A 16,090-nucleotide genomic window follows, 5' to 3' on the forward strand; every position below is an offset into this window, starting at 1 on the left:
CACCCCAGGCGGTCCGACCCCGGCCGATCGCGGTCTGCCCACCGTCGACATCTCCGGCTGGACCTGCCCCACCCCGCTCCGTGACCAGCCCCGGGTCGTCATGGGGCACGGCGGCGGCGGTGCGCTGTCCGCCGAACTCGTCCAGCAGATCTTCGCCCCCGCCTTCGGCGGCGAGATCCTCGCCCAGCTCGGCGACTCCGCCGCGGTGTCCCTCGGGGGCGTCCGCCTGGCGTTCTCCACCGACTCCTATGTCGTGCGGCCGCTTTTCTTCCCGGGCGGCTGCATCGGCGACCTCGCCGTCAACGGCACCGTCAACGACCTTGCCATGAGCGGCGCCAGAGCGGCCTATCTCTCCTGCGGCTTCATCCTGGAGGAGGGGGTGGAGATGCCGGTGGTCGCCGGGGTCGCCGACGCCATGGGCGCGGCGGCGCGGGCCGCCGGGGTCGAGGTGGCGACCGGTGACACCAAGGTCGTCGAGGCGGGCCACGGTGACGGCGTCTACCTCAACACCGCCGGCATCGGCCTGATCCCGGCGGGCGTCGATCTGCGCCCGCAGCGCGTCGTCCCCGGCGATGTGGTGATCGTCAGCGGTGACATCGGCCTGCACGGCGTGGCCATCATGAGCGTCCGTGAGGGCCTGGAGTTCGGCGTCGAGATCGAGAGCGACTGTGCGGCCCTCGGCGGCCTCGTCGAGTGCATGCTCGCGGTCACCCCCGATCTGCATGTGCTGCGCGACCCGACCCGCGGCGGGCTGGCCGCCGCCCTGTGCGAGATCGCCACCGCCTCCTGCACCGGCATCGTCGTCCAGGAGCGCGCGATCCCCGTGCCGTCGGCCGTCGCCAACGCCTGCGCCATCCTCGGCCTGGATCCGATGTACGTCGCCAACGAGGGGAAACTGGTGGCGTTCGTCCCCCGCGAGCACGCCGATGCGGTGCTGGACGCGATGCGTACGCACCCGCTGGGCGCCGGCGCCGCGATCATCGGGGAGACCGTCGAGACGCACCCCGGCATGGTCGTGGCCCGCACTCCGCTGGGCGGCACCCGGGTCGTCGATCTGCCGCTGGGCGAGCAGCTGCCGCGGATCTGCTGAGCCACGCACTCTGCTGAGTCACGTACGAGGGCGGCGCCGGAACGGGCGCCGCCCTCGTGCCGTGCGGCCGGACCCGCTCAGGTCTTCTGGAGCAGCCGGGACCCGAACCAGTCGTCGGCGTCCCGTACCCCGGGCAGGGTGAAGAAGTAGCCGCCGCCGATGGGTGTGATGAACTCGGACAGCGGCTCGTGCCGGAGGCGCCGCTGCACGGTCGCGAACTGCCGCTCCGGGTCCTGCTGGTAGCCGCAGAACACCAGCCCGAGGTCCATCCGTCCCTGGCCGTCGTAACCGGCGTCGTAGTTGTAACTCCGGCGCAGGAAGCGGGACTTCTCGGTCTTCTCGGTGCGGGGGTTGGCCAGCCGGATGTGGGAGTTGAGCGGGATCTTGCTGCCGTGCGGGTCCTCGCCGTACCGCGGCGCGTCCGACTCGCGCGTGCCGTCCAGCGGCGCGCCGCTCGCCTTGCGCCGGCCGAAGATCTTCTCCTGGCGCGCCAGCGGCACCTTGTCCCACTTCTCGACCTGGAAGCGGATCAGACGCAGCACCTGATAGCTGCCGCCCAGCGCCCAGTCCGGCTCCCCGCAGGGCGGGGTCACCCACAGCAGCCGGTCCATCTCCCGCGCCGAGCCGGTGTCCGGATTGACGATCCCGTCCTTGAAGCCGACGAAGGTCCGCGGTGACCCCGAGGGCCGCGACGGATTGAGGAAGGCGTCCGCACGCCAACGGGGCCGCAGCAGCCCCTCCGTCTCCCGCGCCAGATCGCGCAGCACATGGACGACCGCGTCCGGGTGCTGGGCACAGACCTGCAACGACAGATCACCATGGCAGCGGGCCGGCTCCAGCCGGTCGTCGGGGAACGCCGGCATCGCCTTGAGGTGCCGGGGCTTGTGCCCGGACAGGCCGAAGCGGTCGTCGAACAGGGAGGCGCCCACGCCGAGGGTGATGGTGAGGGAGTCGGGGGTGGGCTCCTCCGAGGCGACCTGCTCGTCCGACGGCTTCACCCCGGCCGTCAGCACCCGCGACCGTCTGGTGAGCCGCTGGAACAGGGAGATCAGGCTGTCGCGGTCCTGGGCCAGCACATCGAAGCCGACGAAGCCGGCGAAGAGCTGCTGCGGGGTCACGATGCCGGCCTGATGCTCACCGTGGAAGGGCACCTTGTCAGGCAGCGGCCCGCCGTCGCGCAACCCGCCCACGGGCCGGTCCGCCGCGGCGGCCGCCGGCCCGCCGAGCCCCGCGGCGGCCACCCCCGCGATCCCCGCCGCACACTTCAGAAATCCCCGGCGTCCGTCCTGCCGCGGAGCGGCACACCCGTCCTCGGCCTGATCACGTCTCATCGTCCCGCCCTCCTGACTGCGCCCTCCGGCAGCCGCGTGCCTGCACATACCTGTGCGCGATGCTCGCCGCCCACGACGTGAGGACCGGGAGCAACACGGCCCCGGCCCCGGATATCACGCCTGGGCCCCCGGCGGGTCGTCCGAATGGCGCAGCGGACGGGCTCAGCGCGCGACAGCGCCCCGGCGGGCTTCTAGCGTCGGCCCTGTGACCTGCCCGAACAGCCCCCGTGCACCGTCGGGCGGCAGGTTGCGCAGCACGCCCCACCGTCGAGCCCATGGACCCCCACACATGACCACATCCACCGACGCGAGCACCGTCCTCAGCGAGGCCACCGGCCTCGGCGAGGGCACCACCCTTGACGAGCGCGCAGCCGATGGCGCCGCCGTCTCCCTGGGCGAGGGCCCCGCCGTCGACGGGGCGCCACCCGCAGCGGCCGAGGAGGACACCGTCGCCGACGCGGGCGGGGCCCCGGACGAGAGGGTGGCCGTAGGCGGCGCACCTTCCGGCGGGGGTCAGGTCGCGGGGGAGAGCGCGCCCGCAGACCGCAGCACGCCTCTCGACGGGAGCGCGACCGAGGATCCGCCCGCCTCCTGGCTGCGTATCGAGAAGGGCCATGCCGAGCCGGAGGAAATCGCGGCGATCAGCGTCGTGCTGTGCGCCCAACTCGCCGCACTGCACGCCCTCGCAGAGGACGGCCCGCCCGCGGAGCCGCCACCGGGACGGCGGCCCGCGCCGCACCGCTCGGCCTGCTGGTCGGGCTGCTGGAGCTGTGGCTGAGCCCCTGGGGCAGCCCTGGCGGGTGGTCAGCCGAAGGCGACCAGGACTACCGACACCACGGTGACCACGAGTGCGCCGATGACGAAGCCGGTGATGACCTTGCGCTGCCAGGGCGCCAGGCGGCCCCCGTGGAGTGCGCTGCCCATCCGGCCGTCCTTGAGCTGTGGATCACATGGCGCCACGTACGCGGTGCCCGGTCCGGGCCGGTCCCGCTCGGCACGCTCCGTGCCCCGACGCTGCGCTGTGTGCAGGAAGTGTCCGCTGGTGGAACGCGGAATTCCCCTTCGGTGATCGTCGAGTAGGGTCCGGCGGGCCGTAACAGTGAATCAAGGAGGCCGTGTTCTCGTGACGGAGCGTCAGGTATCGGGTGAGGGCGACGGGGCCGCGGTCCCGGAAGTGCAGGCGCAGGAGCGCCGATTGCGCCGTGACCTGGGCTTCTGGGGGCTGACCGGCATCGGCTTCTCCAATATCGTCGGCTCCGGCTGGCTGTTCGCCGCCCTGTACGCGGCCCAGACGGCCGGCCCCGCGGCGCTGCTCTCCTGGGTCGGCGCCGGTGTGCTGTGCGGGCTGGTCGCCCTGGTCATGATCGAGCTGGGCGCGACCCGGCCGGAGGGCGGCGGCACGGTCCGCTGGCCGCTGTTCGCCAGCGGCCGGCTCGTCGGCACCCTCATCGGCTGGTCGACGCTGCTGTCGGTGGGCGGTACCGCGGCCGAGATCAGCGCGATCATGCAGTACGCCGGGCACTACCTGCCGGGCATCTACAACGGACAGACCCTCACCCTCGCCGGGCTGGCCCTGGCCGCCGCACTCAGCGTGCTGCTGACCGCGCTGAACTGGTTCGCGGTGCGGATGTTCGCCCAACTCAACAACCTGATCTCGGTGTTCAAGATCGTGGTACCGGTCGTCACGGTGATCGCGCTGATCGCCTCCGGCTGGCACTCCGGCCGCCTGACGGACCACGGCGGCTTCGCCCCGTACGGCTATGTCGCCTGCCTGACCGCGCTGGCCGGCGGCGGCATCGTCTACTCCGTCAACGGATTCCAGGCACCGCTGGACTTCTCGGGCGAGACCCGCAACCCCCGCCGGACCATCCCCGCCGCGGTGCTCACCGGCATCGGCCTCGCCGTGCTCATGTACCTGGCCCTTCAGCTGGCGTTCCTCTTCACCGTCCCCGAGCAGCTGCTCGGCAACGGCTGGAAGGGAGTCTCCTTCGAGTCGCCCTTCGGCCAGCTCGCCCTGATCCTCAATCTGCACTGGCTGGCCAGCCTGCTGTACGCGGACGCGGTGATCTCGCCCGGAGGTTCGGCGTACGTGGGAGTGGCGCTCAACGCGCGGCACACCTACGCGCTCGCCAAGAACGGCACCATTCCCCGGTACTTCATGAAGGTCAACGAGCGGTTCGGCATCCCGCGCCGGGCGCTGGTAATCAACCTCGTCGTCATCATGGTCTTCCTGCTGCCGTTCGGCGGCTGGCAGGACATCGTCAGCGTCATGGGCGATATGTATCTGCTGATCTACGCGGCCTCTGCGGTCGCGGTCGCGGTGTTCCGCGCCGAACCGGGCGGCCGCACCGCCGGCTGGGTCCCGGGGCTGCGCTGGATCGCGCCGCTCAGCTTCGTGGTGGCCAGCGAGTTCGTCTACTGGTCGGGCTGGCACGATCTGCGCCTCGCCCTGCCCCTCGTACTCGGCGGCCTGCTGATCTTCCTGGCCATGCGCCCCGGCACCCGCGACAAGGCCGCCCTGGAGAGCGACGGCGCCGGGCCGAGCCGCCCGCTCGGCGCGGAACTCCGCACCGGCGCCTGGCTGGTGGCCTACCTGGTCGGCCTGACGGTGCTCTCCTGGCTGGGCACCTTCGAGGGCTCCGGCCGGCTGCCGGCCCCGTACGACTCGGTCACCGTGGCGGCCCTCGCGTTCGCCGTCTTCTTCTGGGCCGTGCGGTCCGGCGTCCGGCATCTGGAGGTGGCTCGTCCCGCGGCCGCCTGAGCCGCGGCGGCCGGGCCGGAGTCGTCAAGCGGAAGTCACCCCGCAGAAATATGATGATTCGGGAGAGGCGGGCTCCCCGAGAGCCCCATGAGGCTGGTCCGGCGGCCACTGCGGAGACGCATGAGCGCGCCCGCGGTGGCCTTCGCACCGACGCACCTGGGAGCGGCCCATGCTTCGGCGTCGTCCCCCGCGGTCGGCGAGCGCGGACGATCTGCTGACCACGCTCGGGCGGCTGACCGCCCAGGCCCGGGAAGGCGCCGAGAAGCAGCGGGCCCGGGTCGAGCTCGCCGAGGCGCTCCAGCGGGAGATGCTGCCGGCCGTACTGCCGGGGGTTCCGGGGCTGCGCGCCGCCGCCACCTACGCACCCGCCCGGCACGGCCTGGACATCGGCGGCGACTGGTACGACGGCTTCCCGCTGCCCGACGGCTCGCTCGCCTTCTGCGTCGGCGATGTCCAGGGCCATGACGTCGAGGCGGCCGCCTTCATGGGCCAGATCCGCTTCGGCCTGCGCGCCGTCGCCGGCCACGCCGCCGATCCGGGGGAGGTACTGAGCCGGGCCAACGATCTGCTGCTCTCCGTCGACTGCGGGCTCTTCGCGACCTGCACCTTCGTCCGCTTCGACCCGGTCGCCTGGGAGCTGACCAGCGCCCGCGCCGGGCATGTACCCGGCATCTGGGCCACCACCAACGGCCGCTCCGGCCTCGCTGACGACCCGGGGGGCCTGCCGCTCGGCATCGCGCCGGGGGAGAGCTACCCGGTCACCCGCCGCCGGTTCGCCACGGCGGGGGCGTTCGTCCTGCTCACCGACGGCGTCGTCGAAGGGCCGTCGTTCCCGATAGAGGCCGGACTGAGCCAGGTGACCCGCCTGGTCAGCGCCAACGCGGACGGCGATCCGGCCACCGTGGCGGACGTGGCGATGAGCGTGGCCGAGTTCACCGGGCACACCGACGACTCCGCGGTGCTCGTGCTGCGCTTCGACGCGGCCGCGCCCAGAGCCGGGTGAAGCGCGGCCCGGGCGTGCGTGTCGCGGACAGCCCCCGGCGGTCCGCGTTGTCTGATGGCTGACGTGGTGCGCACCGAGGAACTCCGCCGTCCCGGACCGGCAGCCCTGACGATCCTCGTGCTCGCCGGCGTCTACTACGGCACCGCGCAGATCGGGCTGCTGGACCAGGTGGTGATCGCGGGCGCCAGGGTCACACCGTTATGGCCCCCTACGGGTATCTCCCTGAGCTGTCTGCTGCTCCTGGGCCTGTGGACCTGGCCGGGCATCGCGCTCGGCACCCTGCTGGTCGTCGCCTCCCTCGGCCCGCTGGAGGTCTCGGTCCTCGGCATCATGGCCGGCAACACCCTGGCCCCGGTGTGCGCCTTCCTGATGCTCCGTCGGGTGGGCTTCCGTACCGGGCTGGACCGGCTGCGCGACGGGGTGGCGCTGGTCGCCCTCGGCGCCTTCGCCGGGATGCTGGTCAGCGCGACGGTGGGCAGCGGGACGCTGCTCCTCAGCGGGGCGCTGCCGCCCGGCGGCTTCTGGCGGACCTGGGCGGCGTGGTGGGTGGGCGACGCCATGGGCATCCTCGTCGTCACCCCGCTCGTCCTGGTCTGCCGTACGGTCCGCCGGCCGACGGGCGTGCCCGCCTATCGGTGGGCCGAGGCCACCGCCCTGCTGATCGCCTCGGTCGTGGTCTCCCTGGTGGCGGTCACCAGCGAGCTCTCCCTGCTGTTCCTGGTCTTTCCGCTGATCGTGTGGGCGGCGTTGCGCTTCCAGCTCACGGGGGCGGCGCCCTGTGTGCTGCTGGTGTCCGTCCTGGCCATTACGGCGGCGACCCGCCGCACCGGACCGTTCGAGGGGCAGAGCCTGCTGGAGGCGATGGTCAACCTTCAGGCCCTCAACGTGTCCGCGGCGCTCACCGCGCTGCTGCTGTCGGCCATCGTCACCGAGCAGAACAGCATCCGCCGCAAGGTCGAGCAGGCCTGCCGCGAACTGGCCGAAGTGGTGGACCGGCTCGCTCCCGGGGAGAGCCGGCGCCGGTGGCCGCCGGAGGGGGAGGAGAGCTGACCCGCCGGGGTGAGGCCGGTGGCCCGTACGGTCAGCCCCGCAGCAGCTCCTCCAGGTCGTAGCCCACCGGCTCCTCCAGCTGGGCGTAGGTGCAGCTCTCCGGCGTACGGTCGGGACGCCAGTGGCGGAACTGGGCGGTGTGCCGGAAGCGGCTGCCCTCCATGTGGTCGTAGGCCACCTCGCACACCCGCTCCGGGCGCAGCGGCACCCACGACAGGTCCTTGCCGCCGCTCCAGCGGCTGGGCCCGCCCGGCATCCGCCGCGACGCATGCGCAGCTTCGTCGGTCCACTCGCCCCATGGATGGCCCGTGACGTCCGCCATCCGCAGCGGCGCCAGCTCCTCGACCAGCTTGCGGCGCCTGGCCATGGGGAACGAGGCGCACACCCCGACGTGCTGGAGCTGCCCGGCGTCGTCGTGCAGCCCCAGGAGCAGGGAGCCGACCACCGGCCCGCTCTTGTGCAGCCGGTACCCCGCGACGACGCAGTCGGCGGTGCGGGCATGTTTGATCTTGAACATGGCCCGGTCGCCCGGCCGGTACGGCAGATCGAGCGGCTTGGCGACCACGCCGTCCAGCCCCGCCCCTTCGAACTGGGTGAACCAGCTGCGCGCCAGCTCCTGGTCCCGCGTCGCGGGCGCGGTGTACACCGGCGGACGGGCCGGCCGCAGCGCCTCGACCAGGGCTTCCCGCCGCGCCGACTGCGGCTCGGACAGCAGCGAGGCGGAGCCGAGGGCCAGCAGGTCGAAGGCGACGAGCGAGGCGGGCGTCCGCTCGGCGAGCGTACGGACCCGGGAGTCCGCCGGGTGGATGCGCTCCAGCAGTTCCTCGAAGTGCAGCCGGCCGTCATGGGCGATCACGATCTCGCCGTCGATGACGCAGCGCCGGGGCAGCTCGGCTCGGGCCGCCTCGACCACTTCGGGGAAGTAGCGGGTGAGGGACTTCGTGGTACGGCTGGCGATCTCGATGTCCTCGCCGTCCCGGAAGACGATGACGCGGAAGCCGTCCCACTTGGCCTCGTACTGCATACCGGCGGGAATCTCGGCCACCAGCTTCGCGAGCATCGGGGAGACCGGGGGCATGACGGGCAGGTCCATGTCCCGATCCTGCGGGCTGCCGACACATCCCGCGCGCCGGGCCCGCGGCCCTTCCGGCGCGCGGCGGCGGCGCACCGTATTTAACGTGGAGCCATGGCCGGAGCCGGAGCTGTGGAACTGGATGTCGCGGGGCGGAAAGTGCGTCTGTCGCACCCCGACAAGACGTATTACCCGGAGCGCGGCTTCACCAAGATGGACGTCGCGCAGTACTACCTCGCCGTCGCCGACGGGGTGCTGCGGGGCCTGCGCGACCGGCCCACCACCATGCAGCGCTTCCCCGACGGCATCGAGGGCGAGTTCTTCTACCAGAAACGGGCGCCCAAGGGCATGCCGGACTGGCTGCCCACCGCCCGGATCGCCTTCCCGAGCGGACGGTTCGCCGACGAGATGTGCCCCACCGAGCCGGCGGCCGTGCTCTGGGCGGCCAACCTGGGGTGTCTGACGTTCCACCCCTGGCCCGTCCGCCGCGGTGACACCGAGCACCCCGACGAGCTGCGGATCGACCTCGACCCACAGCCCGGCACCGACTTCGCGGACGCCGTCAAGGTCGCCTACGACCTGCGGGAGCTGCTGGCCGAGCACGGGCTGCGCGGCTGGCCCAAGACGTCCGGCGGCCGCGGGGTGCACGTCTATGTGCCGATCCGGCCCCGCTGGACCTTCACCGACGTCAGACGGGCCGCGATCACGCTGGCGCGGGCGCTGGAGCGCCGGATGCCGGATCTGGTGACCTCGGCGTGGTGGAAGGAGGAGCGCGGCGAGAAGGTCTTCGTCGACTACAACCAGATGGCCCGGGACCGGACCATCGCCTCCGCCTACTCGCTGCGCGCCCGGCCCCGGGCGACCGTCTCCACCCCGCTGCGCTGGGACGAGCTGTCCGATGCCGCCCCCGAGGACTTCGATCTGCGTACCGTCCCGCCGCGGTTCGCGGAACTCGGGGATGTGCACGCGGACATGGCGGACCACGCCTTCGGCCTGGATTCCGTCCTGGAGCTCGCGGACCGGCAGGCGGTGGACGAGGGCCTCGGCGATCTGCCCTATCCCCCCGACCATCCGAAGATGCCGGGCGAGCCGTCCCGGGTCCAGCCGAGCCGGGCCCGTAAGCGCTGACCTGCCCTGGTGTCCTGCGCTCTGCCGGTGGCGACGCTGGTGCTGCCCGCCCGCACGGTGCTGCTCGTCGTCCTGTGGCTGCCCCCGGCCCTGCTGCACCCGGACGGCACCGTCGGGCCGCTGGACCGGGCGACCGGCCGCCGCAGGCCGTTCAACAGCTCGCTTTGCTGATTCATTACCGCGACTGGAGCAATTCTTGGGGCCGTTGGAGTGGCTCTCCGTCGTGTCTGCGGAGTTTCCGGCGAGGCGCGGTACTCATCGAATGTCAGATTTCCTGCCACACAGGAGAAACGCAATGCGCAAGTACATAGGCCGCTCCGTGGCCACCGCGGCCCTTGCCGCCGCTACCGTCCTCCCGCTCGCCGGCATCGCTTCGGCCACCCCGCAGGCGCCGGCCGCATCGTCAAACGGCGACCACCACGGTCGTCACCACCATGGTCGTCACCACCACCACTGCCACCACCACGGCGGCTACAACGGCTTCGGCGGCTTGGGCGGCTTCGGCGGCCTCGGCGGCTTCGGCGGCTACAACGGCTTCAACGGCTACGGCGGCTGCGGCAACCACGGCTACGGCTTCGGGGGCTTCCCCTTCGGCCTGCTGGGCATCCTCTGACCGGCAGTAGCACTGACAGGCCGCCGCAGCCCTTGGCTGCGGCGGCTCGTCGCTGTCATGCCAGGGTGCCGGCCTCCTGCTCGGCCCGCCGCCGCAGCTCCTTCTTGTCCGGCTTTCCCACATCGGTCAGCGGCAGCGCCTCGACGAAGGTGATCCGGTGCGGCTCGTACATCGCACCGCGCTCCGCGCGGACCAGCGCCCGCAGCTGTTCCCCGTCGACCTCGCTGCCGGGCGCCCGCACCACCGCGGCGTGCACCCGCTCCATCCGGTCGGCGTCCCGGACGCCGAACACCGCGCTCTGAAGTACCTGCGGGTGCGAGTTCAGCAGGTCCTCCAGCTCCGTGGTGTACACATGGCCGCCGACCACGACGATCATGTCCTTGAGCCGGTCGACGATGGTCAAGTACCCCTCGTCGTCGAGGAATCCGATGTCCCCGGTGTGCAGCCAGCCGTCCCGCAGGACCTCGGCGGTCAGCTCGGGCTGCTTCCAGTACCCCTGCATGATCATGGCGGAGCGCACACAGACCTCGCCGTGCTCACCGGCCGGCAGATCGCGCCCGGACTCGTCGCGGATCGCCAGCTCGACGCCGGGCAGCACCTTCCCCGCCGAACGCAGCCGGTCGGGGCGCCGCGGATCGTGGTCGTCCTGGGTGAGCACGCTGATGCCGCCGGCCTCGTTCTGCCCGTAGCCCTGCACCAGCACCGGGCCGAACATCCGCACCGCGTCGGCTATCCGGGCCGGGGACGCCTGGCAGCCGCCGTACGTCAGGCTCCGCAGACTGGAGGTGTCGGTGTGCGGGGCGTCCGGGTGGTCCATCAGCTGGTAGAGCAGCGGCGGCAGCAGGAACAGCTCGGTGATGCGCTCGCGCGCCAGCGTGGCGAGCACGGTGCCGGGGTCGAAGTCGTCGAGCAGGACGACGGTGCCGCCCGCGCTCAGGGTGCGGTCGGCCTGCGCGCCCGCGGCGTGCGCCAGGGTCGTGCAGACCAGCTGCCGGCGCGTGGCCTCCGGCTGCTGCCGCGCCACTCCGTGGAACCAGCGGATCTGCTCGAAGGTGGTGCAGATGCCCTTCGGGTGGCCGGTGGTGCCGCCGGTGTGGCGGATGGTGCAGACATCGTCGGGCCGGGCCCGGCTCGCGAACGGCTCGTCCGACTGTCCGGCCGCCAGCTCCAGCAGATCCGCGCCCACCTTCGCGGGGCCGAGGACGAGGACGTCCGATACCGGCGCCAACTCGGTGATCTCGGCGGCCCGTTCGGCGTACCGCGGGTCGACGATCAGGGCCCGGGTCTCGACATCGCGGACGATGGCGGCCTGCGACTCGGCGGACAGCTTGTTGTAGAGGTGGTTGACCCGGGCGCCGATCAGATTGGCGGCGTAGCGGGCGGCGAGGATCTCCGGGAGATTGCCGCTGAGCAGGGTGACGGTCGCGCCGCGGTCGACGCCCCGGGCGCGCAGGGCGCGGGCCAAGCGGTGGACCATGGAGCGGAGTTCGCCGGCGGTGACGCGGCGGCCCTGGTGGACCAGGGCTTCGCGCGCCGGGTCTGCGCTAAGTGCATCGAGGTTCTCCTCCACGTAGGTACGGAATGTCCGGGCGGCGCTGGGCATGATGTAGGGCTTCCTCCTGACGCCGGCGGGTGCGGGCACGTACGCCGGGGTGGCACATTTAGTTGCTAGAGGCAACTAAAGCAGGGTAGTCGCTGGAGATCGACATCTCCAAGTCGGCTGCCGGGTACGGGGTGCACGCCGGTCCCGGGCTGCCGCGGCCGGCCCGCGGCGCCCGGCAGACACCACGTGCGGTCGGCCGCGCGACGCACGGTCACCGACCCGGCTGCCCACGCCGGAACCCGTCCGGAATCTTCGCTGCGAATATCACCAACGCGGTCGCCCGCCTGGGAACCGCGTCGGATAATGCTCGCTCGCGCACGGCGCGCGGACACCCTGCGGATCTCGCTCTCCCTGCGGGTCCGTCCCGTGTCGAGAGATGATGGGGAGCAACGGAAGCACAGCGAGAACCGGCCGATGTACGGAGAGCGCCACGGCTGTCGGTCTGCGATGACCGGCGGAAGGAGTGCCTGGATGGGTGCGACCGACGCGTTCCCCGAAGGTGCTGCCCAGGTGGGGGCCACACCCGGGCAACCCGGCGGCCTGCTGGACGTGCTGGGCGTCGCCGCGGTGATGCTGGACGCGGACGGACGGATCACCCTCTGGAGCCCGCAGGCCGAGTCGCTGTTCGGCTGGACCGCGGAGGAGGCGCTCGGCCGGTCGGCCGCGCAGCTGCTGGTCGGACCGGAGCACTTCGATCTGGTCCTGGGGCTGTTCTCCCAGGTCATGGCGGGCGGCGAGAGCTGGGCCGGCGTCTTCCCCGTCCAGCACAAGGACGGCAGTACCCGCCTGGTGGAATTCCGCAATATGCGGCTGCTGGACGAGCGCGGTGAGTCCTACGCCCTGGGGATCGCCACCGACCAGGCCGTCCTGCGGCGGGTCGAGCGGGATCTGGCGCTGTCCGTCCGCCTGGTGGCCCAGTCGCCGATCGGCCTGGCGGTCCTGGACACCTCGCTCCGCTTCGTGATGGTCAACCCGGCGCTGGAGCGCATCAACGACCTGCCCGCCGACCAGCACATCGGCCACGATGTCCGGGAGGCGCTGTCGTTCCTGGACACCGACACCATCGTGTCCAGCATGCGCGCGGTCCTCGACACCGGCACGCCGATGCTCGACCAGTACACCGTCGGCCGCACCGCCGCCGACCCGCACGCCGACCGGGCCTGGTCGGTGTCGTACTACCGGCTGGAGGACGCCCACGGCCGGGTGCTGGGGCTGGCCACCTCCGTCGTGGACGTCACCGAGCAGCACCGGTCCGCCACCGAGGCGGCCCGCGCCCGCAGGCGGCTGGCCGTCATCGCCGACGCCTCCGCCACCGTCGGCACCACCCTCGATGTCGACCAGACCGCGCATGAACTCGCCGACGTCATCGTGCCCGAGCTGGCGGACCTGGCCGCGGTCGATGTCCTCGATGCCGTACTGGACGGCCGGCGCCCGACCTCGCTCTCCCGCGGCGGCCCGGCCCGCTTCCGGGCGCTCGCCGTATCGGCGGCCTACTCCACCGAAGCCGTCCGGGCCGCCGACCCCACCGGCCAGATCGCCTCCTATGAGGCCGACCGGCTCATCACCCGCTGTGTGACCGAGGCCCGTCCGGTCCTCGTCCCCCAGGTCAGCGAGGGCGACCTGCCGCACATCGCCGCCGACCCGCAGGGCGCCGCGCTCCTCGGCAAGGCCGGACTGCACTCCTACCTCGCCGTACCGCTGATCGCCCGCGGCGAGGTCCTCGGCGCGCTGTCGCTGTACCGCGTCCGTAATCCGGAGCCGTTCGACGAGGACGACGCGGTGCTCGCCGTCGAACTGGCCGCCCGGGCGGCGGTGTGCATCGACAACGCCCGTTCGTACCAGAGCGAACGCCGCACCGCGCTCACCCTCCAGCGCCATCTGATGAACCACCGGCCGCCGCAGCCCACGGCCATGGAGATCGCCTACCGCTACCAGCCGGCCCAGGCGGCCAGTGAGGTCGGCGGCGACTGGTTCGACGCCATCCCGGTGGCCGGCGACAAGACCGCGCTGGTGGTCGGCGACGTGATGGGCAGCGGCATCAACGCCGCCGCCACCATGGGCCAGCTGCGCACCACCGCCCGCGCCCTGGCCGACCTCGACCTCGACCCCGCCGAAGTACTCCGCCATCTCGACCACATCGCCGTCGGCCTCGACCCGGCCTTTGCCACCTGCCTGTACGCCGTGTACGACCCGCACCGCATGGAGTGCCGGATCGCCGTCGCCGGGCATCTGCCCCCCATCGTGGTACGGCCGGACCGGGCGCCCGAGTTGCTCGATCTGCCCACCGGGGCGCCGCTCGGGGTCGGTGGCGTCCCCTTCGAGCAGACCACGGTGGCGCTCCGCGAAGGCGACCAACTGGTCCTCTATACCGATGGGTTGATCGAGACCCGGGAGCAGCCCATCGACGCCCGTCTGGACACCCTGCTGGAGCTGCTGGCCGAGCCCCAGCAGGATCTGGAGGGCCTGTGCGACCGCCTCCTGGGCTCCCTGCGCGATGAGCACGATCACGACGATGTCGCGCTGCTGATCGCCCGCCCGCATGTGCACAAGGACTGACGGGGTGGGCGGCGGCGCGGCGGACCGGCCGACCGGTCACCGATTCGACCCACCGGCCGCCGATCCGGCCCACCGGTCACCGTTCGGCGGGATGGAAAGGGATCCGGCGGCGGCCCGCGGGAATCCGCACCCTCCCTCCGGCCGCGGAATTCGCTTGAATTCCACGATGGATCATGGATAAGCGTTCCGGGAGCCTTCAATAGCTACGGATTTCGTTGTCCACGAGCCTTAACGAGACCTTGACGTGAGTCGTCGGCAGGGGTTGTATTCGGTCACCAAAGCGGGCCCTGTGGGAATCCGGGGCCGCATCGCTTTGCGGCGCTCGTCCCCCGAAGTGCCACCCCTCATGCCGCCAGCACCGATGGGATACGGATACCGATATGCCCTACACGCCTGTTGCCCCCGCAGCACCTGAGCGGGACACCCGTAGCGCGACGGACGGGGACACCTCCACCGGCCCGAAACTCACCCGGTCGATCGGTGTGGTCGGCGGGACCCTGCTCACGCTGTCCTGCCTGACCCCGGCGTCCTCGCTCTTCGTGATCGTGCCGGACTCCTTCGCCGGCCTGGGCACGGGCACCGCACTGACCATCGCCGTCGCGGCCCTGCTGTGTATCGGCGTGGCCTTCACCTACTCCGAGCTCGGCACCCTGATCCCGAGCTCCGGCGGCGAGTACGCCATGGTCGGCACGCTCATGGGCCGCCTGGCCGGGTGGCTGGTTTTCGTGCTTTCGCTGATCGTCGTGATGATCGTGCCGCCCATTATCGCCCTGGGCACCGCCGACTATCTGGTGCCGATCGTGCACCTGGATCCGCAGTACACCGCCGCCGCCGTGATGCTGCTGGCCACCGCGATGGGCCTGCTCGACCTGCGCGCCAACGCCTGGATCACCGGCATCTTCCTGGTGCTGGAAGTCGTGGCCTGCGCGGTCGTGGCCTTCCTGGGCTTCACCCACACCCAGCGCTCCGCGTCCGTGCTCGTGCACCCCGTGATGGACGCCGGCGGCGGCCACAGCACCGCCGTCACCGCCGGGCTCATCGTGACCGGGCTGGCCACCGCGCTCTTCATCCTCCAGGGCTTCTCCACGGCCGTGTACCTCGCCGAAGAGATGGACAACCCTCGCCGCAATGTCTCCCGCACCGTGCTGTGGACGCTCGGCATCGGTGTGGCCGTCGTCCTGATCCCGGTGGTCGCGATCACCCTCGGCGCCCCGGACCTGAAGACCCTCGGCGCCGGTGACCTCGCCGGCATGGTGCAGGACTGGAGCAATTCGGGCATCGGCACCTTCGTCAGCCTCTGCATCGCCCTGGCGATCATCAACGCGGCGATCGTGATGGTGATCCAGAACTCCCGTGTGGTCTTCTCCTCGGCACGCGACGCGGCCTGGCCGGCCGCCGTCAACCGGGTCTTCTCACACGTGGGACGGCGCTTCGGCTCCCCCTGGGCGGCCACCCTCGCGGTGGGCGTCCCCGGCGCGGCGCTGTGCTTCGTCAACCTCGACACCCTGAGCGAGGTCACCGGGGTGGCCGTCGCCGCGATGTATGTCTTCGTCGCCCTGGGCGCCCTGGTCTCGCGCCGGGGTGAGCACAAGCACCGGGCGGCCTGGCGGATGCCGCTGTGGCCGGCGGTCCCGGCGCTGCTGGTCATCGTGCTGGCGTGGGTGCTCTACCAGCAGAGCACCGAGAGCCTGGTGATCACCGGCGTCATCGTGGCCGTCGCCGCCCTGTACTGGGCGTGCTATCTCCGCCCGCGCCAGGAGACGCACTGGGTGATCTCGGTCCCCGAGGATGAGCAGGCCCCGCCCGAGAAGCCCGCCTCGCTGTCCGTATAGGGCCGTAGAAGCCGCAGAACCGCCCGCCCGGAGTTCTTGCCCGGGCGGGCT

At 71.9% G+C, this 16,090-nt stretch carries 13 protein-coding genes; 10 read left to right on the plus strand and 3 right to left on the minus strand.

Annotation, left to right across the window (positions count from 1 at the left end; genetic code table 11):
* The first annotated feature begins 34 nt into the window (after positions 1-34).
* Complete coding sequence (hypE, locus tag AC3EUV_RS31950) at positions 35-1,090, plus strand: hydrogenase expression/formation protein HypE (RefSeq protein ID WP_432145837.1); 1,056 nt, start codon at positions 35-37, stop codon at positions 1,088-1,090.
* A gap of 77 nt (positions 1,091-1,167) precedes the next feature.
* On the opposite strand, the gene efeB is transcribed toward hypE, so the two are convergent.
* Entirely contained in the window at positions 1,168-2,421 is a 1,254-nt protein-coding gene (gene efeB / locus AC3EUV_RS31955) for an iron uptake transporter deferrochelatase/peroxidase subunit (protein ID WP_432145812.1), read from the minus strand.
* 289 nt (positions 2,422-2,710) lie between these two features.
* On the opposite strand from efeB, the gene AC3EUV_RS31960 reads away from it, so the two are divergent.
* The 4 genes from AC3EUV_RS31960 (at position 2,711) to AC3EUV_RS31975 (ending at position 7,235) form a co-directional block, all read left to right on the plus strand.
* Positions 2,711-3,199 carry an acyl-CoA carboxylase epsilon subunit gene (locus tag AC3EUV_RS31960; RefSeq protein ID WP_432145811.1) on the plus strand — a complete coding sequence of 163 codons (489 nt, stop codon included), beginning with the start codon at positions 2,711-2,713 and terminating at the stop codon, positions 3,197-3,199.
* Between the two features lie 345 nt (positions 3,200-3,544).
* Positions 3,545-5,182: an APC family permease gene (locus AC3EUV_RS31965; RefSeq protein WP_432145810.1), complete on the plus strand. Its 1,638-nt coding sequence runs from the start codon at positions 3,545-3,547 to the stop codon at positions 5,180-5,182.
* Between the two features lie 169 nt (positions 5,183-5,351).
* A complete protein-coding gene (locus AC3EUV_RS31970; RefSeq protein ID WP_435604454.1) occupies positions 5,352-6,185 on the plus strand; it encodes a PP2C family protein-serine/threonine phosphatase in 834 nt (277 codons plus the stop codon).
* A gap of 63 nt (positions 6,186-6,248) precedes the next feature.
* On the plus strand, positions 6,249-7,235 hold the full coding sequence (locus tag AC3EUV_RS31975) for an MASE1 domain-containing protein (protein ID WP_432145836.1): 987 nt from the start codon (positions 6,249-6,251) through the stop codon (positions 7,233-7,235).
* Between the two features lie 31 nt (positions 7,236-7,266).
* On the opposite strand, the gene AC3EUV_RS31980 is transcribed toward AC3EUV_RS31975, so the two are convergent.
* Positions 7,267-8,328, minus strand: a complete 1,062-nt coding sequence (locus AC3EUV_RS31980) for an ATP-dependent DNA ligase (RefSeq protein ID WP_435604455.1) — start codon at positions 8,326-8,328, stop codon at positions 7,267-7,269.
* A 93-nt stretch (positions 8,329-8,421) separates the two neighbouring features.
* On the opposite strand from AC3EUV_RS31980, the gene ligD reads away from it, so the two are divergent.
* The 3 genes from ligD to AC3EUV_RS31995 all read left to right on the plus strand — a co-directional run bounded on the left by ligD (position 8,422) and on the right by AC3EUV_RS31995 (position 10,048).
* Positions 8,422-9,435, plus strand: coding sequence for a non-homologous end-joining DNA ligase (gene ligD, locus AC3EUV_RS31985; RefSeq protein ID WP_432145807.1), 1,014 nt, complete (start codon positions 8,422-8,424; stop codon positions 9,433-9,435).
* Positions 9,436-9,444: 9 nt separating this feature from the next.
* Positions 9,445-9,606, plus strand: a complete 162-nt coding sequence (locus AC3EUV_RS31990; protein WP_435604456.1) for a hypothetical protein — start codon at positions 9,445-9,447, stop codon at positions 9,604-9,606.
* Positions 9,607-9,730: 124 nt separating this feature from the next.
* Positions 9,731-10,048 carry a hypothetical protein gene (locus AC3EUV_RS31995; RefSeq protein ID WP_432145805.1) on the plus strand — a complete coding sequence of 106 codons (318 nt, stop codon included), beginning with the start codon at positions 9,731-9,733 and terminating at the stop codon, positions 10,046-10,048.
* A gap of 55 nt (positions 10,049-10,103) precedes the next feature.
* On the opposite strand, the gene AC3EUV_RS32000 is transcribed toward AC3EUV_RS31995, so the two are convergent.
* Positions 10,104-11,651: an AMP-binding protein gene (locus AC3EUV_RS32000; RefSeq protein ID WP_432145804.1), complete on the minus strand. Its 1,548-nt coding sequence runs from the start codon at positions 11,649-11,651 to the stop codon at positions 10,104-10,106.
* Between the two features lie 471 nt (positions 11,652-12,122).
* On the opposite strand from AC3EUV_RS32000, the gene AC3EUV_RS32005 reads away from it, so the two are divergent.
* On the plus strand, positions 12,123-14,207 hold the full coding sequence (locus tag AC3EUV_RS32005) for a SpoIIE family protein phosphatase (RefSeq protein WP_432145803.1): 2,085 nt from the start codon (positions 12,123-12,125) through the stop codon (positions 14,205-14,207).
* Between the two features lie 380 nt (positions 14,208-14,587).
* Positions 14,588-16,039, plus strand: a complete 1,452-nt coding sequence (locus AC3EUV_RS32010; protein WP_435604457.1) for an APC family permease — start codon at positions 14,588-14,590, stop codon at positions 16,037-16,039.
* Positions 16,040-16,090 lie beyond the last annotated feature (51 nt).

Source organism: Streptomyces sp. bgisy130, assembly GCF_057708345.1.

Bases quoted from the DNA above. Each gene is read 5' to 3' on its own strand.
- efeB (WP_432145812.1), bottom strand. From the start codon at position 2,421: ATGAGACGTGATCAGGCCGAGGACGGGTGTGCCGCTCCGCGGCAGGAC.
- AC3EUV_RS31960 (WP_432145811.1), top strand. From the start codon at position 2,711: ATGACCACATCCACCGACGCGAGCACCGTCCTCAGCGAGGCCACCGGC.
- AC3EUV_RS31970 (WP_435604454.1), top strand. From the start codon at position 5,352: ATGCTTCGGCGTCGTCCCCCGCGGTCGGCGAGCGCGGACGATCTGCTG.
- AC3EUV_RS31980 (WP_435604455.1), bottom strand. From the start codon at position 8,328: ATGGACCTGCCCGTCATGCCCCCGGTCTCCCCGATGCTCGCGAAGCTG.
- ligD (WP_432145807.1), top strand. From the start codon at position 8,422: ATGGCCGGAGCCGGAGCTGTGGAACTGGATGTCGCGGGGCGGAAAGTG.
- AC3EUV_RS31995 (WP_432145805.1), top strand. From the start codon at position 9,731: ATGCGCAAGTACATAGGCCGCTCCGTGGCCACCGCGGCCCTTGCCGCC.
- AC3EUV_RS32000 (WP_432145804.1), bottom strand. From the start codon at position 11,651: ATGCCCAGCGCCGCCCGGACATTCCGTACCTACGTGGAGGAGAACCTC.
- AC3EUV_RS32005 (WP_432145803.1), top strand. From the start codon at position 12,123: ATGGGTGCGACCGACGCGTTCCCCGAAGGTGCTGCCCAGGTGGGGGCC.
- AC3EUV_RS32010 (WP_435604457.1), top strand. From the start codon at position 14,588: ATGCCCTACACGCCTGTTGCCCCCGCAGCACCTGAGCGGGACACCCGT.